Origin of the sequence: Actinoplanes sp. DH11 (assembly GCF_020873875.1) — a bacterium.
In the GTDB taxonomy this organism is placed as follows: domain Bacteria; phylum Actinomycetota; class Actinomycetes; order Mycobacteriales; family Micromonosporaceae; genus Actinoplanes.
Genome location: NZ_JAHWGU010000017.1, coordinates 152,132 through 178,733 on the forward strand (window position 1 = coordinate 152,132; position 26,602 = coordinate 178,733).

Below are 26,602 nucleotides of genomic sequence, written 5' to 3' on the forward strand. Positions count from 1 at the left end.
GTTACGATAGCTGTCGAACGTTTCGTTGGGCACCCTTGACGAAAAAGGAAGCGATGAATCGCCGACACTCCCGGACCTTCGCGGCCACGAGCCTGACGGTCCTGGCCGCCGCCGTGGCCGCCCTGACCGCCTGCACCTCCGGCGGCGACCGCCCGCAGCCGGCGGCACCCACCTCCGCGACCGCGACCGCGCCCGCACCCTCATCCTCGCCCGTGCAGGTGCTGGTTCCGGGGCGTCCGGGAGAATCGGCCGTACTGTCCGATCCCGGCACGGTCGACGTGCCCGAACCCGCGGGCTTCAACTCGATCGACGTCGCGTACGTGCAGATGATGATCGCCCACCACCAGCAGGCGCTGGAGATGGCCGACCTGGCGCCCGCCCGCGCCGCCAACACCGGCGTCAAGAACCTGGCCGCCCGGATCAGCGCGTCCCAGAAACTCGAGATCGACTATTTCAAGGGCTGGCTGCGCGACCGCAACCAGCCCGAGTCCGATCCCTCGCACGACCACTCGACGATGCCCGGCGGGCAGAGCCCCGAGAAGATCGCCGAGCTGACCGCGGCCACCGGGGCGGACTTCGACAGGCGTTTCGTCGCGATGATGTCCGAGCACCACCGCGGCGCCCAGCAGATGACCGGCGACCTGCTGCGCAGCGGCTCGGACGAGCGGTTGTCCGAGCTGGCGAACGAATCAGCCGTCGAGCAGGTGGTGGAGATCGAACGAATGGCCGACCTCGGCGTGAGCTGACACCGGGCCGGCCGATCCCCGGCCTGGACGGACCGGGCCCGGTTCCTCCAGGCCGGGTCAGAGGAGCATGCCGCCGGAGGCCTCGATCCGCTGGCCGGTGACCCAGCCGGTGCCGTCGCCGAGCAGGGCCGCGATCACGCCGGCGATCTCCTCGGGCTCGGCCACCCGGCCCAGCGCGGTGATGCCGCCGATGTGCGCCCGCACCTGCTCGTTGTCGCGCAGCGCCCCGCCGCCGAAATCGGTGCCGGCGGGGCCGGGCGCCACCACGTTCGCGGTGATGCCACGCGGGCCGACCTCCTTGGCCAGGTACCGGGTGAAGACCTCGACGGCGCCCTTCATCGACGCGTACGCGGCGTAGACGCCGTCACCGGTGAACCGCGCCAGCCCGGTGGAGAGGTTGACGATCCGGCCGCCGTCCGCGATCAGCGGGAGCAGCCTCTGCGTCAGGAAGAACATTCCGCGCCAATGCACGTTCAGCATCTCGTCGAAGGCCTCCACGGGTGTCTCGGCGATCGAGCCGGCCACGCCGACCCCGGCGTTGTTGACCAGGAAGTCGAAGCTGGTCCGGCCGAACCGGTCGGCCAAAACCTGGCGCAGCGACCCGGCGAACGCCTCGTACGAGTCCAGGTCGCCGACGGTCAGCGGCAGGGCAACGGCGTCGATCTTGTCGCCGGGGTCGCCGCGGTGGGTGTAGATCACGTCGACGCCGGCGTCGATCAGGGCCAGGGCGGTCGCCCGGCCCAGTCCGCGGTTGCCACCGGTGATCAGGGCGATTTTGGGCATGGTGATGCCTTTCTGCGAGGGTTCTGCGAGGGTCGGTGAGAACGACGGTCAGGCGCTCACGGCGGCGAGGAGCTGAAGCTTCTCGTAGCTCGCCGATCCGGGCACCGCGGTGAAGACCAGCAGCGTCTGGGACTGGTCCGGGTCGTGCAGGTTCTGGCAGTACAGGTCGAGGGCGCCGAGTTCCGGGTGCAGCAGCGTCTTTCGGTCGCTGTGCGTCAGGCCGACCTCGTGATCGGCCCAGATCTCGGCGAACTCAGCGCTGGCGTTCAGCAGCGCCGCCACGATCTCACCGGCCCGCCCGTCCGGAGCCGAGGTGTACGCGGCCCGCAGCTGAGCCGCGAAGATCCGCCCGTGCCGGGGGTGGTGCTCGGCGGGGTAGATCCGGCGGGCCGCCGGGTCGGTGAACCAGCGGTACCAGGTGCTGCGGGCCAGCCCGGTGAACCGGGTCTCGTCACCGACGAGCGCGGCGGCCATTCTCGTCTGCCGCAGCGTCTCGCCGTACCGGGAGATGATCATGGCGGGGGTGTCGTCGAGGCGGTCCAGGATTCGCATGATCCCGGGGCTGATGTGATCGTCGCGCAGCACCCGCTGCGGCACCGGGTGGCCGCCGAGGCGGAACAGGTGATCGCGCTCTTCCAGGCCCAGATGCAGGGCCCGGGCCAGCGCCGCGAGCATCTGCTCGGAGGGCGCCGGGCCACGCTGCTGCTCGATCCGGCCGTAGTAGTCGGCCGACATCCCGGCCAGCGCGGCCACCTCCTCGCGCCGCAACCCGCCGGTACGCCGCCGCGCGCCCCGGGGCAGTCCCACATCCTCCGGCTGCAACGCCTCGCGGCGGGTGCGCAGGAAATCCGCCAGCTGTCCCCGGTCCACGTCCCTGATCCTCCCCGCCCGCCGATCCGATGGACCAAGCTTGGCGCGTCACGGCCACCGGATGAAGGCCGCGCTCAACCGGGGATCAGTCGTCCCTGGATCCGGAGCGGGACAACTGCCCGGCCAACTGGTCGGCACCCGCCGACAGCGCGGCGAACCCGGTCTCGGAGAGGTCGTCGTCCTCGCGCAGGTCCTCGAGCTTCTCGGTGAAGTCCTCGAGCTTGTCCACGGCCTCCTCCCGGTCGCCGCGGTCAATCCGCCGCTGCACGTCGCGCAGCCGGCGCCGCAGCGTGCGGGCGTCACCGTCGTCCAGCTCGTCCTGCTCCTCCAGCGCGTCGATCACCACGCCCAGCCGGCGGATCAGCTGGCCCGGCCGGGCCGCCGGGGTCCGGGCCGGCGCGGCAGTGGTCCGGCTCGGGGTGGGCGACGGCCGGGCGGACGGTTCCTCGGTGGCCTCGTCGGTGGCCTCCGCGGTCGGCTCCGCGGTGACCGGCGCGGAACTCGCCACCGCGATCGGCGCCGCCACCCGCTGCTCGTCGTCCCCGCCGGACGAGATGGCCCAGACCGCCACCGAGACGATCACCACCGTGGCGGCGGTGATCGCTCCGAGGATCTTCAGGCGCGGGCTGCCGGACGGGCCGGTGCGGCCGACGACCGGCAGTACGGTCGTCGGCGCCTGGTACGGATCATGCGGAGCGGACACGGCCGCAATCATGCCAGGCGTCGCGGACCCGGCCCCCGCCGTGCCGGGCCGGGCCTGGCTGGGCTGGGCTGGGCTGGGCCAGGCCGGGGCCGGGACGGGTCTGCGGGGGCGGCCGTCGCTGCCGGGTCCTACAGGAGCACCGGCAGCTCGTGCAGGCCGCGCAGCAGCATGCCCGGGCGCCACCGCACCAGCTCCGGCTCGACCGCCAGCCGCAGCCCGGGATGCCGGTCCATCAGCCGGCCGAAGGCGATCTGCGCCTCCAGCCGGGCCAGCGGGGCGCCCAGGCAGTAATGGATGCCGTGACCGAACGCCAGGTGCGGGTTCTGCGAGCGGTCCAGGCGCAACTCGTCCGCTTCCGGGAAGCGGTTGTCGTCACGGTTGGCCGAGAGCAGCACGATCACGACCGGATCGCCGGCCCGCACGGTCACCCCGCCGATCTCCAGGTCCTCGGTGGCGACGCGGAAGGTCGAGGTCTCCACCGGTCCCTCGTACCGCAGGAATTCCTCGATCGCGGTCGGCAGCAACGCGCGGTCGGCGCGCAACCGCTCCCATTGCTCGCGCTCGCGAAGCAGCAGCCAGGTGCCGTTGCCGATCAGGTTCACCGTCGTCTCGTGACCCGCGATGAGCAGCAGGAACACCATCGAGGAGAGTTCCGCCTCGGTGAGCCGGTCCCGCTCGTCACGCACCTGGATCAGGCCGGAGAGCAGGTCCTCGCCCGGGTCAGCGCGGCGCTCGGCGATCTGCGCGAGGATGTAGCCGACCATCGCCCGGATCGCCGGTTCCAGCTGGTCGCCGGACTGCGAACCGGCCACGATCACGTTCGACCAGGCGCGGAACGCGTCCCGATCCGCGGCCGGCACGCCGAGCAGCTCGCAGATCACCTGGATGGGCAGCGGGAAGGCGAAGGTGTCGATCAGGTCGGCGCTCTCCCGGCCCGCCAGCGCGTCCAGAAGTTCGTCGGTGATCTGCTCGATCCGCGGGCGCAGCGCCTCGATGCGGCGGGCCGTGAACGCGGCCGAGACGAGGCGGCGCAGCCTGGTGTGATCCGGCGGATCGGTGGCGAGCATGTGCCGGGACAGGACCGCCGCGGGGCTCGGCGGCCGGTTCGCCGCCGGCTCCGGCGCCGGGTTCGCGGGCGAGTTGGGCACCGGGTTCGCCGCCGTGGACGAGCCGATCGCGAAGGCGGACTGCTTGGACAGGCGCGGGTCGGCCAGGGCGCGGCGGGCGTCGTCGTAGCGGGTGACCAGCCAGACGGTCAGGCCGCTGGGCAGCCGCGTGCGCCGGACGGGTCCGGTGCGACGCCATTGCGCGTACGCCGGGTGGGGGTTGGCCTGGAAATCCGGGTCGGTGAAGTCGACCTCGAGGTTCTGGGTCACCGTCATGACGATACTCGTCGATGCGATGTCCGGGTGTCAGGACGGACCGTGACGAGGCCCGCGCGGCGGGCGCAGCGGCAGACGGGGACGCCGGGGACGCAACCGGGGCCGGCGCGGGCGGGGCTGGGCGCAGACGGCAACGATCGAGCACATGCCACGGACTATCCCCCGGTTAGCCTCCGGGACCGTCGCCGTTGAGGCATTCTTAATGACCATCTCAACGCGAATAAAGCAACCGCGGATCGTACGGGGGCCCGCGCCGACTACCCTCCGGTGGTCGCCTCATCCCGGACGGAGTTGCCGCCCCACCATGTCTATCCGATCCCGCCGCGCGCTCACCGCCGCCTCCGTGATCGTCCCGCTGCTGGCCCTGACCGGATGCACCGCCACCTCCGCGGAACCGGACGCCACCGCCTCGGCAAGCCCGTCCGCCCCGGTGAGCCCGTCCGCGACCGAGTCGGCCACCCGGCCCAACATCGTGCTGGTCCTCACCGACGACATGTCGAAGAACCTGGTCCAGTACATGCCGAACCTGAAGCGGATGCAGCAGGACGGCACGACGTTCACCAATTACACGGTGAGCGACTCGCTCTGCTGCCCGTCGCGGGCGTCCCTCCTCAAAGGACAGTTCCCGCACAACACCGGCATCTTCAAGAACCACGGCTCGGACGGCGGTTTCCGCCTCTTCCACAGCCGCGGCCAGGAGCAGTCCACCTTCGCGACGGACCTGCGGACGGCCGGGTACCGCACCGGGTTCTTCGGCAAGTACCTCAACGAGTACCTGCCGGCGACGAGTTTCAACGGCGGCAAGCCCTACGTGCCGCCGGGCTGGGACCAGTGGGTGGCCGGCGGGAACGCGTACGACAACTTCAACTACGCGCTGAACGAGAACGGCGTGGTGAAGAAGTACGGCAAGAAGGAGTCGGACTACCTGACCGACGTGCTGTCGGCCAAGGCGTCGAACTTCATCACCACGTCGGCCGCGACCGGCAAGCCGTTCATGATGGAGGTGGCGACCTACGCGCCGCACGCACCCTTCACACCGGCACCGCGCGACGCGAAGCTCTTCCCCGGGCTGAAGGTGCCCCGGGTCCCCGCCTACGACAGGTTGCCGGCGGACGCACCGGCCTGGCTCGCCACCCATCCCCCGCTGACCGCGGTGCAGAAGAACCGGATGGACACCGAGTACCGGCTGCGCGCCCAGTCCATGGTGTCGGTCGACCGGATGCTCGGTTCGCTGCGTGCCACCCTGACGAAGGCCGGCGTGGCCGACCGGACCGTCGTGATCTTCAGCTCGGACAACGGCCTGCACATGGGCGAGTACAGCCTGCCCTCCGGCAAGCAGACCGCGTTCGACACCGACGTCAACGTGCCACTTATCGCCGCCGGGCACGGCGTGCGGGCCGGGCAGACCGTGGAAGCCCTGGTGGAGAACGTCGACCTGCGGCCCACCTTCGCCGACCTGGCCGGGGCGACCGCGCCCGCGGAGACCGACGGGCAGAGCATCGCGCCGCTGCTGGCCGGCCAGGCCCCGGCACAGTGGCGCACCGTCTCACTGATCGAGCACCGGGATCCGGCCACCGACCCGGCCGACCCGGACTACGAGCGGGACAGCATCAACATCCCACCGACGTACGACGCCCTGCGGACCGCGCGATACACCTATGTGGAGTATGTCGACGGCACACGGGAGTACTACGACCGCAGCACCGACCCGCACCAGCTGCGCAACCTGGCCGCCACCCTGTCGAAGGAACGGATCCAGGAACTGGGTGCGGCACTGCGGGGCCTGACCCGATGCGCCGGCGCGCAGGCGTGCCTGACGGCCGGGCAGGCCGTCAGCTGACCACGCGCGGGATCAGCCGGCTCCGCGGGCCCACGGTGGCAGTTGCGCGCCGCGCGGGAAGCTCGGCGCGTCCTGCCGTTGCAGCACCGGGTAGACACTGGAGTGTGCCTGCCAGGACGGCTGCTGCCGGGTCTCGGTCAGCGACCGCACCAGCGCGTGCACCATGTCCCGCAACGCCATGTGCAGGCGCCCGTCGGCGATCAGGCCGTCCGGGCCGACCGACGACATGTCCAGCGGGATCCGCACGCAGGCCGCCCGCAGCAGACGGGCACCGGCGTGGTCGAGAACAGACTCCAGCGCCGCCCGGGCGCCGTCGTCGCGCCCCGGACCCACCACGGAGAGCCAGGCCGCCGGCTTGCCGGTCAGCTCGCCCCCGTCGACCAGCCAGTCCAGCAGGTTCTTCAGGCTGCCCGGAAGCGAGCCGCCGTACTCCGGGGTGCTGACGAGCAGGGCGTCCGCCCGGGTCACCTGCCGGCGCAGGGCCAGGACCGGCTCCGGTGGGGACGCTTCGCCCGGCACGAACGCCGGCAACGTGACAAGACCGTCGTAGAGCTCCGCACCGATCCCGTCGGCGGCGTGACGGGCCGCGGTGCGCAGGGCCGCGGTGTGCAGGGAGCCGTCGCGGGTGCTACCCGAGATCAGCAGGACGCGGGTCATGCCGGGAAACGATACGGCCCACGGTGCATCACGACCGTACGGCCGAGGGGGGTGCCGATTTTCGTACCGAATGAATGTCGACATGTAGCCAGGGGCGCAGTCGAGCGGCAGCATGAACAAACGGTCCAAAACAGGTCAGGAACTCGGAGCCCGATGTCGCATCCCCTCCCACCACCACAAGACCCCTACGAGCCGTACCAGCCGCCGCCCGCGCCGCCGGCCTTCGATCCGACCCAGGCACCGCCGCCGACGACACCGTTCGCCGCGCCCGACAGCGCGCCGCCGACGACACCGTTCGCGGCGCCGGACAGCGCGCCGCCGCAGACGACGCCGTTCCCGCCGCAGCCCTATGCGCCGCTTCCCTACGAGCCGCCGCAGGCCTACGAACCGCCGCCCGCCTACGAGCAGCCGCCGGCATACCCGCCGCCGCAGGCCTACCAGCCGCCGATGCCCGGGTACGCGGACAAGGGTCATCCGCCGGCGCCGGGTTACCAGCCGATGCCGGTCGGCCCGCCCACGTCGGGCTGGGCGGTCGCGTCGATGGTGCTCGGCATCGTCGGAGTGCTGCTCGGCTGGTGCACGTGGGCGGTGCCTGCGCTGCTCGCCGTGGTCTTCGGGCACATCGCGCTCGCCGAGACCGGGCCCGGGCAGAAGTCCGGCCGGGGCATGGCGATCGCCGGCCTGATCATGGGCTATCTGATCTTCGCGCCGATGATCGTGCTGATCGTCCTGGGCGGGTTCAGCGCGATCACCGGCGGCTTCAACCCCACGCCGTGACACACCAGGTTCGCCTCCGGCCGGGGTGGCCGGAGGCGGACGGGCAGGGCGGCCGGGAAACGAAAAAGCCCCACCGCGAGGGGTGAGGCTTTTCGTGTGGTGCGCCGCGTAGGACTTGAACCTACAACCCGCGGATTAAGAGTCCGCTGCTCTGCCAGTTGAGCTAGCGGCGCGTTCCAACGAGGAAGAACGTTAGCACACGGGCTCGGCGACCCTCATCGGGACCTCGGCAGGCAGCACTTCTTGTACTTCGCCGCCGAGCCGCACCAGCAGGGGTCGTTGCGGCCGGGCGGCCAGGCGGTGCCGGGCTCGTGGCTCTCCAGGTGACGCGCGTAGCCGGCGCGCACGCCCGCGTCGGCGGGGTCGCCACCGTGCCGGGCCACGTGCTCGGCCAGGTCGTCCACCGAACCGGCGTGCAACCGGAAGCCGGACTGTCCCGATTCGGTCCAGACGGTCAGGGCCCGTTCCAAATCTGCACGGTGGTCGTCCCAGGTGTGCCCGTAGACGTCGGCGAACGCCGGCCACCGGAGCAGCACCTTGTCGAACTCGCCCCGGGGCCAGAACATCACGCCCGACCCGGCCGGCGCGGCGCCAGACCCTGATCGCATCCGGTCGGCAGCGTCGTCGTACTCGTCGGCCGGCAGCTCCAGATCGCGCCGGACCCGGCGGCGGACCTGAAGCAGCGCGTTCGTCAGCCTGGCCCGTTCCGGGCCGTCCGGCCGGTCCAGCACGGTCGTCAGGGCCGCCGTGAGCCACTGCTCGGCGATCGCCGCCTCGCCGCACTCCTCGAGTGCCTCGGCCAGGTAGGCCGCCGCGACCGGCTCGCGGATCAGGCGCGGCCGCAGCGCGGTGAACACGGACATCGCCTCGTCCTCGCGGCCCAGCCGGCTCAGCAGTTCGCCGCGCCGCGCCCGGGCGAAGCCGTCGGCGGCCGCCTCGACCTGCCGGTACGCCTCGATGGCCCGTTCCACAAGCGCGAGCGCCGGCGGCAGGTCGCCCTGTTTCTCGGTGAGTTCGGCGGCCAGCATCAGCGCGTATCCGGCGTCGGCCGGGTCGGCGAGCGCCTGCCCGTCGACGGCGGCCACCAGCTCGGTGGCCGCTGCCCGCAGGTCGCCGCCGCGCAGTGCCCCGTGCCCGATCTCGTCCAGATCATCACTGGTCAGCAACTGGAAGGATGACACAAATCACCCTAACCCGTGGGCGCGGGTCGACGCGCCCACGGGCCGGTTTCTCCTCGGCCGCCGCGCCGCTCGGCCGCTCGGCCGCCGCGCCGTCAGTTCGCCGTGCAGGTGAGCGTCGGCCAGCTCCAGTCACCGCCGTGCTGCACGGTGAAGCCGAAGTTGTTGCCGTTGCCGTTCGGCCGGGCGGTCATCACGGTGCCACTGGTCCAGCTCACCTGGGCGTTCCAGGTCGCGATGATCCGCTGGGCCGGCCGGAGGGTGACCGTGACCGTCCAGTTGTTCGACCCGGTGACCGCGACCTGGCCGTTGAACCGGTCCCCCCACTTCTGCCCCTCGGAGTAGCCGGCGGCGCAGGACGAACCACCCGGCGGCGGCGTCGTCCCGCCGCCGCCGGGTGCCACGGCCCGTCCCGTGGTCGGTGAGATCATTCCGGCGCACAGACCTCGGCTGCGCAGCCCGGCCGCGATCTGCGGGATCGCGGCGACGGTCGCGGCGTACTGGTCGTGCATCAGGATGATCTGGCCGTCGCGCAGGGTGCTCGCCGCCTGCACGATCTGGGCGGTGCTCGCGCCGTTCCAGTCCTGGGAGTCCACGTCCCAGGTCACCGTGCGCAGGCCGAGCGCGGAGGCCGCCGACGCCAGGGTGCCGTTCGTCTCACCGTAGGGCGGGCGGAACAGCACCGGCGTGCCTCCGCCGGCCGCCTGGATCGCGCTCTGCGTGCGGGACAGTTCCGAGCTCATCTGCGCGGCGGACAGCGTCAGCATGTGCGGATGGGTGTAGCTGTGATTGGCGACCCACATGCCGGCGGACACCTGGGCGGCGACAAGCCCCGGATGGGCCGCGGCGTTCTGGCCGGTGTTGAACATGGTGGCCCGCAGGCCGTTGCTGCGCAGCGCGTTGAGCAGGTTGGTGGTGTTCGACGGGTTGGGGCCGTCGTCGTAGGTGAGCGCGACGTATCCGCCGGCACAGTCGGCGGCCGCGGCGGGGACGGCCGGGGCGGCGGAGGCTTCGAGCGGGCCGAACAGGACGGTGGCGGCAGCGGCCAGGACGGCGGCCGTGGCGCTGGTTCTGCGCATGGGGATGCACCTTTCGCCGGGGGACGAGCCTTTGATAGACGATCGTCGTTGCCTTTACCGCTCCCGTCAACCGGTACTTTTCCGAAACTTTCGAAGCCGCTCAGCAGTGACGACGGCCATCAAAGATCTTGCGGACGGGCACCCCTGCGGACAGACTCCGGAAGTATCGGAGCGCGGGCAACAAAAAACCCCGGCCACGTGGGCCGGGGTTGATGCTGGAGAGAGTGCGTCGCGTAGGACTTGAACCTACAACCCGCGGATTAAGAGTCCGCTGCTCTGCCAGTTGAGCTAGCGACGCTCGCCGTGCAACGAGGAAAACGTTAGCACGACCTCTGATGATCTTTGAAATCGGTTGTTCGCCATCACAAGGGGGAGCCGTGACTTGCGTCCATGAGTCAGTATGTCTGCGCTGAGAACTCCAGAACGGGGCCACGACGATGGTTGACCTCCGCCGCTCCCTGGCGGCGATCCTGGCGCTTGCCGTGATCGCTCCTCTCGCCGCGTGCAGCGGCGATTCCGAACCTAGCCGCGCCGACCCTGGCACCGTTGCCAGCTCGGCGGCCGCACCGGTCCCGGAGAGCGCCACCGTGGCCGAGCCGGTGTCGCTGACCGTCTCGCCGGCCAAGGACAAGAAGAACGTGCCGGTCAGCGCCGAGATCGGGCTGAAGGTGACAGGCGGCGAGGTGACCTCGGTCACCCTGACCGACGCCAAGGGCAAGGCGGTCACCGGCGACTTCCGCGAGGACGGCTCGGCCTGGGTGCCGGCCAAGCCGCTGAAGACCAAGCAGACGTACGAGGCCAAGGTCGTCGCCACCGGCAAGGACGGCACCGCGACCACGCAGACCACGTCGTTCACGACGATGGGCGAGCCGGGCCGCCGCACGGGCACCGGGCTCTACCTGTTCGACGACCACACCTACGGCGTCGCGATGCCGGTCGTCGTCGAGTTCAGTCCCGGGATCAAGAAGAAGGACCGGGCCGCCGTACAGAAGCGGATGTTCGTCCGGACCGACCCGCCGCAGCCAGGCACCTGGTCGTGGACCGCGAGCGGTACGCAGGCCTACTACCGCGCGCCGGAGTTCTGGCAGCCCGGCACGAAACTCGACGTGCGGATCGCCGTCGGCGGCCTGCCCACCGGCGCCAACATCTACGGTGACAAGGACCGGTCGGCGAGCGCCAAGATCGGCCGCAAGTTCGAGATGAAGGTCGACAACAAGACCAAGAAGATGACGGTCGTCCAGGACGGCGAGACGGTCAAGACGATGCCGGTAAGCCTGGGCAAGAAGGCCACCCCGTCGTCGAGCGGCACGATGGTGGTCATGCAGAAGATGGCGGCCACCGTCTTCGACACCACCGACACCGACGGCGCGGACGGTTACCGCACCGACATCGAGTACGCGCAGCGACTCACCTGGAGCGGTCAGTACATTCACTCGGCACCGTGGTCCACCGGTGATCAAGGTCGCCGGAATGTGTCACACGGATGTGTCAACGTGTCACCGTCGAATGCGCGGTGGCTGTTCGACAAGACGCTCGTCGGTGACCCGGTCACCGTGCGCGGCACCGAGGACAAGCTGGAGTACGGCAACGGCTGGACCCCCTGGGACGTCAGTTGGGAAGAGTTCGCCAAGGGCAGCGCGTTGAAGGTGCCGTCCAACATCGGCTGAGTGTCCGGCGACCGCGACAGGGGTACTACGGCACAAAACCGGGATTGGTCGCGAGACGTTTTTGGAGCACTATTGGGCGCCGGGGAAACGACGCCGTGAGGGGACCATGGACATGGACAGAATTCGGTCGGGTCGCCGCAGTTGGCGGGCGGCCGTCGTCACCGTGCTGGCGAGCACCCTGCTGCTGACTGCCGCGTGCAGCAGCGGCGGAGACTCGCCGACGTGGCAGGACGGCGGCGCAGCCGGCAGTTCCGCCGCACCGGCCGCCGAGTCCCCGTCGCCCGAGCCCACGCTGAGCACCGTCGCGGTCACCTCGCCGGCGCTCGACGCCACGGGCATCGAGGCGTGGTCCGACGTGAAGTACAACAGCGAGGACCCGGAGAACACCGACGTCAAGGTGACCGACCCCGAGGGCAAGGAGGTCAAGGGCACGGTCGACAAGGACGACAACGTCTGGAAGCCGACCGAGTCGCTGGCCTGGGGCACGAAGTACACGGTCACCGTCACCGGCCCCGAGGCCGAGGGCAAGAACAACACGACCAGCAGCACGTTCACGACGATGAAGAAGCCGGCGAACCTGGTTCGCGTGACGAGCTTCCTCGGCGACGGCAACACCGTCGGCGTCGGCATGCCGCTGATCATGAAGTTCGGCCGGGCCATCCCGGAGAAGTACCGGGCCGAGGTCGAGCGCCGCATGGTGGTCACCGCGACACCCGCGCAGGAGGGCACCTGGCGCTGGATCAGCTCCACCGAGGTGCACTTCCGGCCGAAGAACTACTGGAAGGCCGGCTCCAAGATCTTCTACAAGGTCCAGCTCAAGGGCGTGAAGCTGGGCGACGGGTGGTACGGCCGGTCCGACCTCACCGTCGACATGAAGGTCGGCCGCTCGCTGATCATGACGGTCGACAACAAGTCCAAGAAGATGACCGTCAAGCAGGACGGCAAGGTCATCAAGACCCTCCCGGTGAGCCTCGGCAAGCCGAAGACGCCGTCCTCCAGCGGCACCATGGTCGTCATGGAGAAGAAGGCGCACACCGTCTTCGACACCACCGACACCGACGGCGAGGACGGTTACCGCACCGACATCGACTGGGCGCAGCGGATCACCTACAGCGGCCAGTTCATCCACGCCGCCCCGTGGTCCGAGGGCCAGCAGGGCCGCCGCAACGTCTCGCACGGCTGCGTCAACGTCTCCGAGGCGATGGGCAAGTGGCTCTTCGACCGCACCATGATGGGCGACGTGATCACGGTCTCCGGCACCGAGGACAAGCTCAAGAACGGCAACGGCTGGACCGACTGGAACATGAGCTACGACGAGTACAAACAGGGCAGCTACCTCCGGTAACGGACAAAGCCGCCGAAGCGCGGGCCCGGTCTCCCAAGACCGGGCCCGCGCCTTTTCCTGCGGTACGCCCACCGGCCGCCCACCACCACCTCCCCCACCCGCCCGGTCACCGCCACCTTCCGCAGGCGCCCGGTCGCCGCCACCTTCCGCCTTCCGCAGGCGCCCGGTCGCCGCCACCGTTCCCGGCCACCCGATCACCGGCACCTTCCCCGGCGGACCTGTCGCGATCGCCCTGTTCCGGTCGTCCCCGCGCGGCCACGTGCTGCGGCGATGCGGGCGGTGGTCTCGAGGCGAGCACGAGGGCGGCCACCATAGCGACAAGCGCCCAGTGATCGGGCCAACGCCGTCCACATTGCCGTCGATCAGCCGGGCCAGCTTGTGCTTGTGCTTGTGCTTGCGCTTGCCGGCCAAGCCCGGCTGTCACTCACGGTCGTTGGGAGCGCTCCGCAACAGCCGTGCGTGACAGCCCACCGGACCGGCTGTCACTCACGGTTGGTTGAAAGCGCTTGCCAGCAGCCGTACATGACAGCCGCCAGGGCCGAGCTGTCACCCACGGCTGGCGAGAGCGCTCCCCGGCAGCCGTACATGACAGCCGACCGGTCAGCCGCCGACAGGATCACCGAAACCGCTCCCCACGGCCATGCACGACAGCCCACCGGACCGGCTGTCACCCACGGTTGGTGAGAGCGCTTCCCGGCAGCCGTACATGACAGCCGGCCGGGGCGGCTCGCGCTCGCGCTTGCAGCTGTCAGATGGGACTGATCACTGAGAAAGCTCTCTGACAACCATCAGGGGTCGGGCCGGCTGGGTCTACGGTCGCGCTGAGATCGCTCTCCGACAGCCATGGGCTCGAGCTTGCACTGCTCGCCGGGCGGGCCGCCGCCGGTTGCGCCGCCCTGAATCAGTCGAGCCGGCCGCCTGATGTCCACTGTTGGCGATCAGTTGCTGCTGTGGTCGCTCGCTGCGGGTGCTTTCTGACCGAGCGGTTCGGCGCGGGCAGACTCGCCGGCGTTCGCGGTGCGCGGGCTCGCGGGACCGACCGGGCTCACCGCAGCATGGTTGACGCGCCCCGGGCGGTCAGCGGAAGGCTTTGCGTACCTTGGCGATCAGGCGGGGCCACTCGCGGTCGTCGGTGTCGGTGTCGCCGTCCTCGTCACTGTCCGAATCGGACCATTCGTCGTCGGGTGCGTCGTACTCCTCGTCCCAGCGCTCCGGCCAGCCCTGCGACCGTGTGCCGGCCCGGTGAGCCTCCGCAGCCGGCCGACCGGTGGAAGGGCTTTGCACGGCGGCGGTCGGCAGGGACGGAGCTGGCACGGAAAGGACTGGCACGGAAGGAGCCGCCACGAGACTGCTGGCTCGAGCAGGAACAGGGGCGGCGGAGGCATCGTGAGCAGACCTGGACTGCGCAGGCGCACCCTGAGCACGCCCAAGCTGCGCGAGCGCACCCTGAGCGAGCCCGGGCTGCGCGGGGGCGTTCAGGGTGGGTGCGGAGTTGGCGGGCGGGGGTAGGGGTGTGTGTTTGAAGGAGGCGGATTCGAGGAGTTGCAGTGTCAGGCGTACGCCGGTCAGCTGTTCCGCCAAAGCCATCGCCCGCTCGCGCTGCCTTGCGTCCGATGTCCAGTTTGGATCAGCGGTTTCGGTGTTGTCGGCGGGGATGTCGAAGCCTAGGCGTTCCAGGACCGTGAGGATGCCGTCGGGGTCGGAGCCGGAGCGGTGGGCCGGGTCGGCGGGGTCGAACTCGAGCAGTATCTCGCCGTCGCGGGCCCAGACGAAGCGTTCGCCGGAGTGGGACACCAGGGTGGTTCCGCGGGAGAGGCGGCGGGCTTCGATCTCCGGTCCGACGATCAGGGTCCAGTTGTTGATTGTGGTGGCGGCGACGAATTCGGTGCCGGTCTGTTCGGTGAGGCGGCGCAGACCTACCGCGCGGGCCGGGTCGGTGCCGCCCAGGTGGGTGATGACGTCGGCGGGCGTGCGGTCCCGGACCAGCGTGAGGCAGCAGGCTTCGGCGAGTTCCGCGCACTGCTCGGTGAACCAGGCGTAGTCGAACCGGGCATGGTCGGACCCGGCATGGTCGGACCGGGCATGGTCGGACCGGGCATGGTCGGACCGGGCATGGTCGGACCGGGCATGGTCGGACCCGGCATGGTCGGACCCGGCGTAGTCGAACGAGGCGTAGTCGTCAGCGCTGACAGCAACCATGTCGTGATCATGCAACATGGTTCTGAGGGGCCCGGAGTCGGCTGTGCCGGGGTCAGCGGAAGGCGCCGCTGATCTCGGCCTTGGCCGGGCCTGCGCCGGCGATCGCGCCGTAGGTGTCGGCGCGCGGGTCCCGTTTCCCGGCGGTGTGCACGAATTGGGCGGCGAACGTGTAGTCGCCGGGTGCCAGCGTCCGGCCGTCGTGCAGGGTGAACCGGTAGAGCAGTGCGTCAGTCTCCTCGGTGACTGTCGTCGCCAGCATCTCGCTGGGCACCGAGCTCCACTGGCCGGCCGGGGCCACGCCGCTGGTACGCGCCACGCTGACCAGCACGTCCAGCTCCGTGATCGTCTCGGTGGTGGTGAGCACCAGGTTGCCCTGCGTCCACGTCGCGTTCGAGTGCGGGTCGGCCGTGGCGACCGAGCTGAGGAAGCCGGCGGCCGGGGTCCACCGCGGTGCCGCGCCGCCGGCCGCCGGGGGCCGTTGCGGGCTGGTCGTGGAGGCGGCATCCGGGGCGCCCCCGGCCGGATCGCCGGACGCCGGCGAGGACAACACCCCGCCAGGCCCAGCCGGCGACGACAGCCCGCCGGACCCGGCCGACGACGAGACCCCGCCCGACCCGGCCGACGACGACAGCCCGCCGGGCCCGGCCGAAGGCGACAGCCCGCCGGACGCCGATGACGGCCCCGACCCCGGCGACTCCGACCAGGAGCGCGCGTCGGAAGACGCGGACGGCACCCCGGGGGACGACCCGTCGGACGACAGGTCGGGGGCGGACGACACCGAAGTCGCGGCCGGCGGCCGGTCACCGATGAGCCGGACCCCGGCGACGCCGACAACCAGGGTCGCCACCACCGAGGCCGCGGCCGCCACCGGGCGCAGCGCGAGGAACGCCCACCGGCTGCGGGCCGGTTCGCCGCGGCGCCGGGCGACCCGGGTGCGGATCGCGTCCCGGTCGGGCACGTGCCGTTCGGCCTCACGGCGCAGCACCCGGCCGAGATCCGGGTGTTCAGCCATGCAGGCCTCCCATCATCAGCGGCGTGCCCCGCAGATGTTCGCTCAGCTGTGCGGCGCCCCGCGAGGTGTGACTTTTGACCGCTCCGACCGAGATGCCCAGGATCGAGGCGACTTCCTTTTCCGGGACGTCGAACGCGTACCGCAGGATCACGCACTCACGGCGCCGCTGCGGAAGGCGCTGCAGCGCGGCGCGTACGTCAAGGATCGCGGGGGTGTCCCGCTCGCCGCGCTCGCGGCGCAGCAGCCCGAGGCGCAGAATGCCAGCCCGTTCCCGGCTCTGCCGCTTGATCCACTGACGGGCCAGGTTGGTGACGATGCCGCGAGCGTACGCGATCGGGCTCTGCGCCGACTGGACACGCTCCCAGTGCCGCCACACCTCCACGAACGCGTCGGCCGCCAAGTCGTCGGCGGCCTGCGAGTCGCCGGTCACCAGGTAGGCGAGCCGGGACAGATCGGCGTGATGGTCGTCGAAGAACCGCCGGAAGGCGTATTCGGTCTCAAGGTCGGACAAGCCACTGTTCCTGACCGTCAGGGGATACACGGGGGGAGGTGCGGCGTCAGCCGATCGTCACGGAGTACGCGCTGGTGTCCAGCCGGCCCGACCCGGTGAAGATCTCGGGACCGGCCTGCACGCTGGACAGGTACTTGTCGCGGGCCAGCCAGCCGCGAGCGACCAGGTCGTCGGTGAAATCGGTGAGATTCAGGGCGGCGGACGAGGTGTTGGCGGTACGCACGAAGGAGTACACGTTCCAGCCGATGTTGCCCCGGTAGAGGTCCCAGGTGGTGCCGGCGACGGTCACGGTCGCCTGCTTCGTGCCGACCGGTCCCGCGCCACCGGTCCGGTGCAGCCAGACCATGACCTCGTCGGTGGGGTTGTGCTGCCAGTCCGGGTTCGCGATGTCGTGGAGCCACAGGTCGTACGCGACGTTCATGATGCCGGCGGTCGTCTGCGTGACCTGGAAGTTCCAGGCGGTGTCGACCGGCTTGCCGTCGCTGAGCCGGATCGGCAGGCCGGTCCCGGTGGTCTTCCAGCCCCAGTGCCAGCCGAGGACCGCACTCGCGTACGACTTGACCTTGGTGGTGTCGCCCGCCCAGTTCCAGCTGGTCCCCCAGCTCAGTTTGTCGCCGCTGAGGCCGTTCTCCCGGACGCACTGGGAGCCGGTGCCGTCGGCCTTGCCCCAGACGTTGTTGTTCACCCAGTACTTGCCGCGGATCAGGGCGGCGTAGTCGGCGCAGTTCTCGGCGCCCGGAGCGCCACCGGGCGCGGCAGTCGGGCTCGCCGAAGCGGTTGCGGACGGCTTGATCGAACCGGTCGGGCTCGCCGAAGCGGTTGCGGACGGCTTGATCGAACCGGCCGGGCTCGCCGAAGCGGTCGGCCGGCTCGAAGCGGTCGGGCTCGCCGAAGCGGTGGTGGGGCCGGTGCAGGCCACCCCGTTCAGGGTGAAGCCGCTCGGTGCCGGGTTGCTGCCGCTCCAAGCCCCGTTGAAGCCGAGCGTCACCTGCCCACCGGCGGCGATCGAGGAGTTCCAGCCGGCATCGCGCACGGTGACCGCGCCGCCGTTCTGGGTCCACGTACCGTTCCAGCCGCTGGAGACCTTCTGCCCCGACGGGAAGGTGAAGCCGAGTGTCCAGCCGCTGACGGCCGCCCCGCCGGAGTTCTTGATCTTCACATCGCCGGTGAAGCCGCTGTTCCACTGGCTGGGGACGCTGTAGGTCACGGAACAGGCGGCGGCTTCCGCGGCGTCGGCGTTGAGCACGCCGGCCACCGCGGCCGCGGCGCCGAGGGTCAGCACCGAGAGCGGTACGACGATGCGCCTAGCAAGCATGGGGAGTCTCCCGGGGAACGAGGATTGATCCACACCCCAGTGGCCCGACGACCGGGAAAGGTTGCTCGCATCCCACAAATTTTTCGGTGATCTTGCGGAGCGCTCCCACGGGATGCTCGGCCTCGTACACAAAGACCCCGTACACAAAGACTCCGTACACAAAGGCTCAGTACGCGAAAGGCTCCGTACGCGAAAGGCTCCGTACAAGAAAAAGGCCCGGTCCGAAGACCGAGCCTTTCGCTCACATGGGGTGATCGACGGGACTTGAACCCGCGACCCCCGGGACCACAACCCGGTGCTCTACCAGCTGAGCTACGACCACCATGACCACGACGCGTTCCCGTGGTGCCGCACAATCATAGCCACACCGGATGCGGGGTCGTCGAGCGGGTTACTCCTACAGCTCCGCGGCGATCGCCTTGGCCGTTTCCACGTCCGGCCCGGGCTGCGGCACGAAGACCGTGCGCCGGTAGTACTCCAGCTCGCGGATGCTCTCCCGGATGTCGGCGAGCGCGCGGTGCGACAGGCCCTTGGCCGGTTGACCGAAATAGACCCGGGGGTACCAGCGCCGGCACAGCTCCTTGATCGAGGAGACGTCGATCATCCGGTAGTGCAGGTGCGCGTCGAGCGCCGGCATGTCACGGGCCAGGAAGCCGCGGTCGGTCGCGATCGAGTTGCCGCAGAGCGGTGCGGTGCGCGGGTTCGGAACGAACTCCCGGATGTACGTCAGGACCGCCTCCTCCGCCTCCGCCATGGTGATCGCCGAACGGCGCACCTCATCGGTGAGACCGGATTTGGCGTGCATGTCGCGCACCACCGGCGGCATCGCGTCCAGTGCCGCGTCGTCCGCGTGAATCACCAGGTCGACGCCCTCGCCGAGCACGTTGAGTTCGGGATCGGTGACAAGCGCCGCGACCTCGATGAGCTTGTCCTTGCCCAGGTCGAGACCGGTCATCTCACAGTCGATCCACACCAGAAGATCCGCCACGCGGACAGCCTACGCCGGGCGCGACGACATCGTTCGACGTGATCTCAGCTTCGCGCTCTTTGTCCCGTTTGGCACCCCGACTTCCCAGTTGGCCGAATATTGGGTAAACTGAACTTAACGGACGAAGCCCCCCTTCGGTTACTCCGTTCCCCCGGGTAAAGGGCCCTCCGTGTCGGCAGCACGGAGGGCCCTTTCGGGCTGCCGGGAACGCAGCGCCCAGCTCACCTCCGGCCGCTCATCGGCCCACCGGATCTCCGCCTTCTCCCCTGGCGACACGAACTCCACGAGCCGCTCCCCCTCGGCCGCCACCTCCGCCCGGACCCGGCCGGTGAGCGGCCGAATCTCCGCGATCGACAGCGTTGAACCGGCCAACGACCAGGTCGCGGCCACAAATCCATCCACCAGCACCGTCGGCCGCACGATCGACCACCCCGGCATCACCAGCGGCCGGTCACCCGGGTGGATGATCCGGGCACGGTCGGAGTGACCCAGCAGCGCATTGTCGAACTCGGGCAGGAACACCACGGGCGCGGCCATGCCTTCATCGGCCAGCGGGGCGTCCGGCAGGTCGTACAACTCGGTCCCGGCCTCGTCCCGGAAGACCCGCAGCTTTTCGCGCATTCCGGACATCAGCCCGCGCAAGCGGGTCAGTCCCGACCAGACCTGAACGTCCTTGGCCGAAGCCGGCCCGAACGCCGCCAGGTAGCGCGTCACCAGCTTTTCGGGTGCCGGCTCACCGGCCTGCGGCCGCCCCAGCCAATCATCGGCGAGCACACAACTCACTCGCCCCCGGTGCCGCCACGTCCCGGCCGGCGGCGGATGCAGCAGAGACAACCGCAGGTGTACGACCAACTTCAGCCACTCCGGGTCCGGACCGGGAAACCGTTCCACCAGCCGCCGGGTGATCTCCGGCCGGCTCATCGGCCCATCCGCCAGAATCTCCCGGGCCGCCTCCAGCAACTCCTCCTGAGCCAGCCCGCCCAACCGACCGCCACGCCCCGCGAACCGGTCCAGGTACGGCTGCAACGTTGAACGCAACCAGCCAAAATCCTCCCCCGTGCAGAGGTGCTGGGTGCCGCGGAGCAGGGCGCTGCGGACCACCGTCCGGTCCTGCAGGAGCGCGGTCAGATCGGCCTGCCGGAACGTGGGGATGCGCGCCCGCACGCTGAGATACGGGGAGTCGGACTCCTGCCCCTGCAACGCCACCAGATGAGCGATCACCTCGGCCGGGGCGGCCGTGCTGTCGCTCAGCAGTTGGCGGGTGAGGAAGGTCCGGTTGAGCTCACGGGTGGAGAGAACTCTCATGTCCCCGACCGTAGGCGCGATAGAGGTCAGTTCCTGACCACTATCCGTTCCGGCCGTCGCCGGGAAACGGGCCGGGCCGCCGACCTGATGGTCGGCGGCCCGGTGCGGGTTGATCCTCTGTCACCCGTTCGGACGGTCAGCGTCCTTCGGGTCGTCGCGCTTCGGAACGTCGTTGTCACGGTCGCGATCGGCGGCGGGCCGACCGGCGACGGTACGGCGGCGGCGCCGTTCCGAGCTGGCGGCGAGCAGTTCGGCGGCCTCTTCCCGGTAGCTCAGCGTCCGCGAGACCTTCTGCTGCTTCTCCGATGCCGGCGGCTTCGGGCGGGGTTGCGGTTTCGGCTGCGCTGGGGCTTGCGCTTTCGACTGCTCCGGAGCTTGCGGGTGCGACTGCCCGGTGGCTTGCGCCTCCGGCTGCTCCGGGACCTGGCCCGGCTGCTTCGCGTTGGGCACAGTCTTGGACGCTCGGGCCTTCGACTGCCCTGGTGCCTGCGCCCTCGGCCGATTCGACGCCTGCGTTGCCGCCTGCTCCGAGCCCTGCGACTTGGGCTGACCCGGCTCCTGCGGTTCTGCCTGCTTCGGCGCCTGAGGTTTCGCCTGTGCTGGGGCATCGGAGCCCGGCTGAGCTGCGGCCTCAGATCCCGGCTGCGTCGGGGTGTGGTCGGCCGGCTGCTCCGGTGCGGGCACTTTGCCGGTCTTGCCGGCGGCCCGGGCGGCGACCGATTCGGCGGCTTTGAGCCATGCTGCCGGTACGCGGCGGCTCGTACCGGACTTCCCGGCGGACGCCGACGGCTTCCCGGCGAGCCGGCTCTGCGCTCGGGTGAGCGGATTGTTGGCGGGCTTCTTGCGCACCGGTCCGGCGGGTTCTGGCTGCGCCGGAACCGCGTTCGCCCGCGCCTCCCCGAACCCGGACGCCTCGACGGCATGCATCGAAGCGCGGTCCGCCGCCGCAGCCGAGCCGTCGCCAGCGGCCACGTTGTCGTCCTCGCGCGGCGCGGCCGTCGCAGGCTCGGCGTCTTCCGGTTCGGCGGACTTCGGCTCGGCCTCCGCCGGTCGAGGCGCCCCCGGCTCCGCGGCCTTGTCTGTCGAACCTTGGCCCCCGAGCCCCTCGACTGCCGACGCTCCGGCGACCGCTGTGTCCTTCGGCATCGGCTTGCCGGCGGGCGGCCGGCCGGATTCGACGGTGTGAATCGAGGAACGGGTCTCCGGCAATGCCCGGACACCACCGCTGCCCGGCGCCTTCGTTCCCGCTGTCTTCTCCGTGGTCGATCCGTCCGTCACCGCTGCGGGCGGGTCGACCGCAGCCTGCGCATGCCGGCCTTCCTCACTCTGCCCGGGCGGGTCGACCGCAGCCTGCGCATGCCGGCCTTCCTCACTCTGCCCGGACGGGTCGACCACAGCCTGCCCAAGCAAGCCGCCCAGAGCCGGGCCGCCCAGAGCCGGACCATCCACAGCCGGGCCGGACGGATTGCGCACAACCTGCCCGGACGAGGCGGCAGGGGCCTGCTCGGACTGATCGACTGCCGGGTGGTCGGGTCCGGGTGCCTTCTCCTCAGTTGCATCCGGTGCGGGCGCCGACCGGCTGGGGATGGGCAGGATCGGACGCTTCGGGCTGTCGGCCTCGTCTTCCTCGGACTTTTGCTGATTCTTTTCGGTCTGGGTGGGCTTGGCTGCCCTCTCCGCCTGGTCGTCAACGGGGGTGGGTTCTGTCTTTGCGGTCGCGGCAGGCGCGGCGTCCGGAGCGAGATCCACGATCGATGCCGGGTGGACGTCAGAAGCGCCCTGCTCAGGAGCGGACGGCGCGTCGGTGCGAGCGGTTTGCTCAGGAGCGGACGGCGCGTCGGTGCGAGCGGTTTGCTGCAGAGCGGATGGTGCGTCGGTGCGAGCGGCCTGCTCGGGAGCGGGCGGCGCGTCCGTGGGACTGATCCGGTACGGGCCCATGTGGGTCAGGCCGGTCGCGTTCCAGTCGGTGGCGGCCGGGCCCGTGTGCAGCGCGATCCCGGAGACGGCCAGGCTTGGCGATGCCGAGACCCCGGCCGGGGCGGCGGGCGAGCTGGGAGTGGGTTCGGACGCTGAGCCGGCGGCCGGGGCAGTCGTCGGCTTGCCGGCCGGGGCGGCCGGTGGGGTGGCTGCGGGCTTTGTGGTCTGGCTTGCGGTTCGGCGCTGGTCTGCGGCCTTGCGGGCCTGCTTCCGCGAGATACCGGGCCGGATGTTTCCGCCGCCCTGGCGTGGCGCCTCGGCCAGGTTGCCTGGGCGCTCGTTCCAACTCTGACCGGTCGAGGAGGAATCCGCGCCCGCCGACACCCCAAGATCCGGGGCAGACCCGGAGGCCGCCGCAGACCCGGAGTCCGGGGCGGACCCGGGGGCCGCCGCAGACCGGGAAGCCGGCGCGGACCCGGAAGCCGCCGTAGACCCGGAAACCGGCGCGGATCCAGAGGACGCCGCGTCCGACCCCTCGGTAAGCAACGTGCCCGGCGCCTCCGAAAGAACAGCCTCCGTAAGAACAGCCTCGGGAAGACCAGCCTCCGGAAGAACAGCCTCCGGCGCCACGTCGGCTTCGCTTTCGGTGGCGCTTGCTTTGCGCGGGGAAGCGATGGGCGCGTCAGCCCGTACCGCTGAAGAGGCTTTCCGGGCCGCCGCCTCCCGGAGGCGTGCCGCTGCCCGCGCCTCGGTCTGCCGGGCGCGTTCCGGTGCTGTCGCGGCGACCCAGGCGCCGACCGCGGTGGCGTGGAATTCGGGGATGTCGCCGGGTGCGGCGGTGCGGCGGTTGGTGCGGCGGGCGGGGATGGGACCGGGTTGCATGGCCGAGAGTGCCGGGGTTTCGCCGAGCAGGTTGAGGGGGCGGCCGGGGGCGGGTGTGGGGGTGTCGGGGAGCGCGAGCGGGGCGCTGGTCCGGCTGGGTGCCGCGCCGCTGCCTGCCGGCAGCTGCGGTTTGGGCGCTTTCGGCGGCCAGGAGAACTCGGGCAGGGCGGGTGGGCGCGCCGGGCGGGAGTCAGCGAGGGTACGGGGCCGGTGCGCACCACCGGGCCGGCTTCCGCGGATGTTGGGCAGGGGGGCGCCGATGGCGTACATCAGTTCCGGCACCTGGCTGGGTTCGACGACGTAGACGACTTCGCGGCGCCGGCCGGGCCAGGCGAGGACGACGACGCTCGCCATGATGAGCAGGGTGCCGAGTGTGATCAGGCCCCAGGTGCTGGAGTTGAGCCAGCTGGGGCGGACCTCGGCGACGGCGGCGAGCCGGTTCACGGGTGCGCCGCCGGGGCTCATCAGGACGAGGCTGTACGGCCCGCCGGTGAGTTCGCCCGGCACCAGGTTGAGCTGGCCGTTGCCGGTACGCGTCCAGAAGGCCTGCTGCCCCGGGATGCCGGCGGGAACCCGCGGTCCGAGCACCCGTTCCGTCGTGACCGGGAGGGCGCCGGTGCCGATGTCGACGGCGTCCACCCGGGTGTGCGGCACGCCGGCCAGGTAGCGGCTGACGTCGGCGGCCGGAGCCAGCCCGACGAACGCCGCACCGTCGGTGGTGGCGGCGGCCAGGCGCAGCCGGGTGTCGCCGATGCGCGCGAACGGGGCGTCGTCGCGCAGCAGCCGATCGATGTCGGGTACCACCACCGCGTACCCGGGGATCGCGAGTTTTTGCAGCTCACCGCTGAACGCGCCACCCGGGTCGCGATGCTGCATCAACGCCCACAGCGCGCCACCCGCCAGCAGCGCGGGCAGCCCGACGGTGAGTAGGAGCATGCCGAGGATCGTGCGGAACACCCGCATCTGTTCTCCCCCTTCCCGGGCCGTACCGCCAAGACCATACAGAGGCAAATAACCCCAAAGTGGTCAAATCGGTACGGCGTCCCTGAATGAGATGCGAAACGGCCCGGCCTCTCGAGGAGAGCCGGGCCGTGGTGCCGGGGTGCGGGGTCAGGAGACCTTGGCGGTCATGGTCAGGGTCGACTGGTCGATCTCGCTGGTCCGGGCGGTGAACTTGAACGTCCACTCGCCGGCCGCCGGCAACGCGATGTCGCCGATCGCGTGGAAGTCGGTGATCCGCAGCAGCGGAATCTCGATCGGCTCGATGCCCGCGCTGGTCAGCGCCGCGGTCGCCTTCCACTCGACCACGGGGAGCGGCTTGTTGTCGGGCGTGTAGGCGTACAGGTGGATCGAATTGTTGCCGACCGCCGCCGGGAAGAGGTCCACCTTGAGCGACATCTTCGGCGCGGTGATCGTCTGGCTGACGGTGCTGACCGTGGAGGTCTCGGCGGCCTCGGCGGTCCGCGGCGGCGAGATCTGCACCAGCGCCGAGGTGACACCCAGCACCACCGCGGTGATCGCCAGCTCCACCGCGACGATCCTGCGGAGCGGACCCGGCGACTCCTCGGCGGCGCGTTCCTTGACGAGCTTGCGGGAGTACGCCGCCACGCCGATCACGATCGCCGCCAGGGCCACCTTCGCCAGGATGAGCCGGCCGTAGGTGCTGTTGATCAGCCCGTCCAGCGTCGACACCTCGATCAGCGCCTGCACCACACCGGCGAAGACGAGCGCGGCGACCGCAGTGGCCGCCCAGCGCGACCAGATCGGCAGGATCGCGCCGAGCTCCCGCCCGTTCGCCTGGCGCAGCAGGAAACCGAAGAGCATCACCAGACCGCCGAGCCAGACCGCCATCGCCGCCAGGTGGATCGCGTCGATCACCACCGAGACGCCGGCCACCGGTGAGGCGGTCGGGTGCCCGGTCAGCGGCCAGGTGGCGAGCGCCGCCACCCCGAGCACCCCGAGCAGGGCCAGGTCCAGCTTCGACTCGCCGCCGCCGGACCCGACGAGCAGCGGCCGGAGCAGGAACGCCGCGGCGATCACCACGCCGAGACGGACCAGCATCACCGCGCCGAACGTGCTGCCGAGCACGTCCCGCAGGTCGCCGACGCGGACGTCGAACAGCCCGGTCCCCAACGTGTACGGCGCCTGCAGGTAGAGCGCCACCAGGGTGCTCCCGGTGACCAGCCCGATGCCCGTCCAGATCAGCCGGCCCGGACCGCGCCGGGACAGCCGCTGCGGCCAGAGCAGAGCCAGCACCAGCACCGGGCCGACCAGCAGGACGAGTCCCGCGTACCCCAGATATTTCGCCACCGGGATGAGGCCGCGCACCACCGGGTCGGCCGGCGCCTCGCCCGCGGTGTCGGTCGGCGGCGTCGAGGCCGCACCCACCGAGTAGCTGATCGTGCCGGCGACCGGATGGCTGTCCGCGGAGATCACCCGGTAGCTGACCAGGTACGTCCCCCGGCCGCCGCCGGAGCGCAGCGGGATCGTCACCTCCGTGCCGCTGACCGTCGGGTCACCCTGGTTGGCCTGCGAACCGTCCGGCGCGATCACCCGGATCTTGCCGGAGAGCAGCTGCACCGACTCGCTGAACGTCAGGGTCACCCGAGGCGGCGCGTCCGGCACGATCGTGCCGTTGCCCGGGTCGCTGCCGACAAGTGCCGCGTGCGCGCTCGCCGGCGCGGCGGACAGCAGAGTCCCGAAAAGCCCGAGCAGCAAACCGGCCAGCACAGCCAGCACTCGGCGGCGGTCAGTCAAGACGCACTCCGTTCCCGGTCATGGACTTCCGGTGTTTCCGGTCATGGACTTCCGGTGATGGACGCTGAGTCGCCCGGAAGCACTTGCATGGTTCCAGATGCGGACCGGAACTGCCGATTCGCGTAGCATCACTGCTCGTGACGGCAGGTGAGCAAGAGACGGACGAGACCACCGCGCTGGCTCTGGCCGCCCGCGACGGCGACCGGGCGGCGCAGGCCGCGTTCGTGCGAGCCACCCAGACCGAGGTCTGGCGGTTCACCGCCGCACTCATCGATCCGGGTACCGCCGACGATCTCACCCAGGAAACCTATCTCCGCGCGTTCCGGGCGCTCGACACGTTCGCCGGCCGCTCCAGCGTGCGCACCTGGCTGCTCGGCATCGCCCGGCGCACCTGCGCCGACCACCTCCGCTCGGTGGTCCGCCGGCGGCGGCTCGACACCCGGCTCGCCGCACAGGCCGCCACCGAGCTGCCCGTCCCCGACCCGGCACACCGGCTGACCAGCGCCGACCTGCTCAACCGGCTCAGCGACGAGCGCCGGACGGCGTTCGTGCTGACCCAGGTCCTCGGCCTCTCCTACGCCGAGGCGGCCGAGGTGGAGGGCGTTCCGGTGGGGACGATCCGCTCCCGGGTGGCCCGCGCCCGCGACGAGCTCATCACAGCTGTTTCCCAGGCACAGGCCAGCTGAGAA

The 26,602-nt window shown here is 70.8% G+C and carries 21 protein-coding genes and 3 tRNA genes; 6 read left to right on the top strand and 18 right to left on the bottom strand.

The annotated features are described in order from the left end of the window. Window positions 1–53 precede the first annotated feature (53 nt). Window positions 54–746 carry a DUF305 domain-containing protein gene (locus LPA41_RS24480; RefSeq protein ID WP_229073101.1) on the top strand — a complete coding sequence of 231 codons (693 nt, stop codon included), beginning with the start codon at window positions 54–56 and terminating at the stop codon, window positions 744–746. A gap of 57 nt (window positions 747–803) precedes the next feature. Here the strand turns inward: LPA41_RS24480 and LPA41_RS24485 are convergent, their stop codons facing one another. The 4 genes from LPA41_RS24485 to LPA41_RS42735 form a co-directional block, all read right to left on the bottom strand. Next, window positions 804–1,529: an SDR family NAD(P)-dependent oxidoreductase gene (locus LPA41_RS24485; RefSeq protein WP_229073102.1), complete on the bottom strand. Its 726-nt coding sequence runs from the start codon at window positions 1,527–1,529 to the stop codon at window positions 804–806. Window positions 1,530–1,577: 48 nt separating this feature from the next. After that, window positions 1,578–2,399 carry a helix-turn-helix transcriptional regulator gene (locus LPA41_RS24490; RefSeq protein ID WP_229073103.1) on the bottom strand — a complete coding sequence of 274 codons (822 nt, stop codon included), beginning with the start codon at window positions 2,397–2,399 and terminating at the stop codon, window positions 1,578–1,580. An 85-nt stretch (window positions 2,400–2,484) separates the two neighbouring features. Then, window positions 2,485–3,102, bottom strand: a complete 618-nt coding sequence (locus tag LPA41_RS24495; protein WP_229073104.1) for a hypothetical protein — start codon at window positions 3,100–3,102, stop codon at window positions 2,485–2,487. Window positions 3,103–3,230: 128 nt separating this feature from the next. Continuing rightward, window positions 3,231–4,478, bottom strand: coding sequence for a cytochrome P450 (locus LPA41_RS42735; protein ID WP_229073105.1), 1,248 nt, complete (start codon window positions 4,476–4,478; stop codon window positions 3,231–3,233). A 310-nt stretch (window positions 4,479–4,788) separates the two neighbouring features. Here LPA41_RS42735 and LPA41_RS24505 point away from each other — a divergent pair, with 310 nt between their 5' ends. After that, window positions 4,789–6,324, top strand: coding sequence for a sulfatase (locus LPA41_RS24505; protein ID WP_229073106.1), 1,536 nt, complete (start codon window positions 4,789–4,791; stop codon window positions 6,322–6,324). Between the two features lie 12 nt (window positions 6,325–6,336). On the opposite strand, the gene LPA41_RS24510 is transcribed toward LPA41_RS24505, so the two are convergent. Next, window positions 6,337–6,981, bottom strand: a complete 645-nt coding sequence (locus tag LPA41_RS24510) for an NADPH-dependent FMN reductase (RefSeq protein ID WP_229073107.1) — start codon at window positions 6,979–6,981, stop codon at window positions 6,337–6,339. Window positions 6,982–7,134: 153 nt separating this feature from the next. Between LPA41_RS24510 and LPA41_RS24515 the strand changes: the two genes are divergently transcribed. Beyond that, window positions 7,135–7,758 carry a DUF4190 domain-containing protein gene (locus LPA41_RS24515; protein WP_229073108.1) on the top strand — a complete coding sequence of 208 codons (624 nt, stop codon included), beginning with the start codon at window positions 7,135–7,137 and terminating at the stop codon, window positions 7,756–7,758. Window positions 7,759–7,855: 97 nt separating this feature from the next. Here LPA41_RS24515 and LPA41_RS24520 read toward each other — a convergent pair. The 4 genes from LPA41_RS24520 to LPA41_RS24535 form a co-directional block, all read right to left on the bottom strand. Further along, window positions 7,856–7,931 (bottom strand) — tRNA-Lys (locus LPA41_RS24520). A gap of 42 nt (window positions 7,932–7,973) precedes the next feature. Then, the gene (locus LPA41_RS24525) at window positions 7,974–8,939 is read right to left on the bottom strand and encodes an SEC-C domain-containing protein (protein ID WP_229073109.1); all 966 of its coding nucleotides are present in this window, start codon (window positions 8,937–8,939) and stop codon (window positions 7,974–7,976) included. A 92-nt stretch (window positions 8,940–9,031) separates the two neighbouring features. Next, on the bottom strand, window positions 9,032–10,015 hold the full coding sequence (locus LPA41_RS24530) for a polysaccharide deacetylase family protein (protein ID WP_229073110.1): 984 nt from the start codon (window positions 10,013–10,015) through the stop codon (window positions 9,032–9,034). Between the two features lie 225 nt (window positions 10,016–10,240). Then, window positions 10,241–10,313, bottom strand: a tRNA-Lys gene (locus LPA41_RS24535). Window positions 10,314–10,452: 139 nt separating this feature from the next. On the opposite strand from LPA41_RS24535, the gene LPA41_RS24540 reads away from it, so the two are divergent. Continuing rightward, window positions 10,453–11,682 (top strand): Ig-like domain-containing protein, encoded by a 1,230-nt coding sequence (locus LPA41_RS24540; protein WP_229073111.1) that lies wholly within the window; start codon window positions 10,453–10,455, stop codon window positions 11,680–11,682. Between the two features lie 106 nt (window positions 11,683–11,788). Then, window positions 11,789–13,027, top strand: a complete 1,239-nt coding sequence (locus LPA41_RS24545) for an Ig-like domain-containing protein (RefSeq protein ID WP_229073112.1) — start codon at window positions 11,789–11,791, stop codon at window positions 13,025–13,027. Between the two features lie 1,077 nt (window positions 13,028–14,104). Here LPA41_RS24545 and LPA41_RS24550 read toward each other — a convergent pair. The 9 genes from LPA41_RS24550 to LPA41_RS24590 form a co-directional block, all read right to left on the bottom strand. Continuing rightward, window positions 14,105–15,226, bottom strand: coding sequence for a DUF6461 domain-containing protein (locus LPA41_RS24550; protein WP_229073113.1), 1,122 nt, complete (start codon window positions 15,224–15,226; stop codon window positions 14,105–14,107). A 52-nt stretch (window positions 15,227–15,278) separates the two neighbouring features. Then, a complete protein-coding gene (locus LPA41_RS24555; protein WP_229073114.1) occupies window positions 15,279–16,238 on the bottom strand; it encodes a hypothetical protein in 960 nt (319 codons plus the stop codon). After that, a complete protein-coding gene (locus tag LPA41_RS24560) occupies window positions 16,231–16,749 on the bottom strand; it encodes a SigE family RNA polymerase sigma factor (protein WP_229073115.1) in 519 nt (172 codons plus the stop codon). Before LPA41_RS24560 ends, LPA41_RS24555 begins: the two co-directional genes overlap by 8 nt. Window positions 16,750–16,795: 46 nt before the next feature. Further along, window positions 16,796–18,064: a cellulose binding domain-containing protein gene (locus LPA41_RS24565; RefSeq protein WP_229073116.1), complete on the bottom strand. Its 1,269-nt coding sequence runs from the start codon at window positions 18,062–18,064 to the stop codon at window positions 16,796–16,798. A gap of 246 nt (window positions 18,065–18,310) precedes the next feature. After that, window positions 18,311–18,386 (bottom strand) — tRNA-His (locus LPA41_RS24570). Between the two features lie 75 nt (window positions 18,387–18,461). After that, window positions 18,462–19,052: an oligoribonuclease gene (orn, locus tag LPA41_RS24575; RefSeq protein ID WP_308036609.1), complete on the bottom strand. Its 591-nt coding sequence runs from the start codon at window positions 19,050–19,052 to the stop codon at window positions 18,462–18,464. Between the two features lie 138 nt (window positions 19,053–19,190). Continuing rightward, a complete protein-coding gene (locus tag LPA41_RS24580) occupies window positions 19,191–20,357 on the bottom strand; it encodes a winged helix DNA-binding domain-containing protein (protein ID WP_229073117.1) in 1,167 nt (388 codons plus the stop codon). A 120-nt stretch (window positions 20,358–20,477) separates the two neighbouring features. After that, entirely contained in the window at window positions 20,478–24,119 is a 3,642-nt protein-coding gene (locus LPA41_RS24585) for a hypothetical protein (RefSeq protein ID WP_229073118.1), read from the bottom strand. 147 nt (window positions 24,120–24,266) lie between these two features. Beyond that, window positions 24,267–25,913: a copper resistance protein CopC gene (locus tag LPA41_RS24590; RefSeq protein ID WP_229073119.1), complete on the bottom strand. Its 1,647-nt coding sequence runs from the start codon at window positions 25,911–25,913 to the stop codon at window positions 24,267–24,269. Window positions 25,914–26,050: 137 nt separating this feature from the next. On the opposite strand from LPA41_RS24590, the gene LPA41_RS24595 reads away from it, so the two are divergent. After that, window positions 26,051–26,599 carry a sigma-70 family RNA polymerase sigma factor gene (locus LPA41_RS24595; protein ID WP_229073120.1) on the top strand — a complete coding sequence of 183 codons (549 nt, stop codon included), beginning with the start codon at window positions 26,051–26,053 and terminating at the stop codon, window positions 26,597–26,599. The last annotated feature ends 3 nt before the right edge of the window (window positions 26,600–26,602 follow it).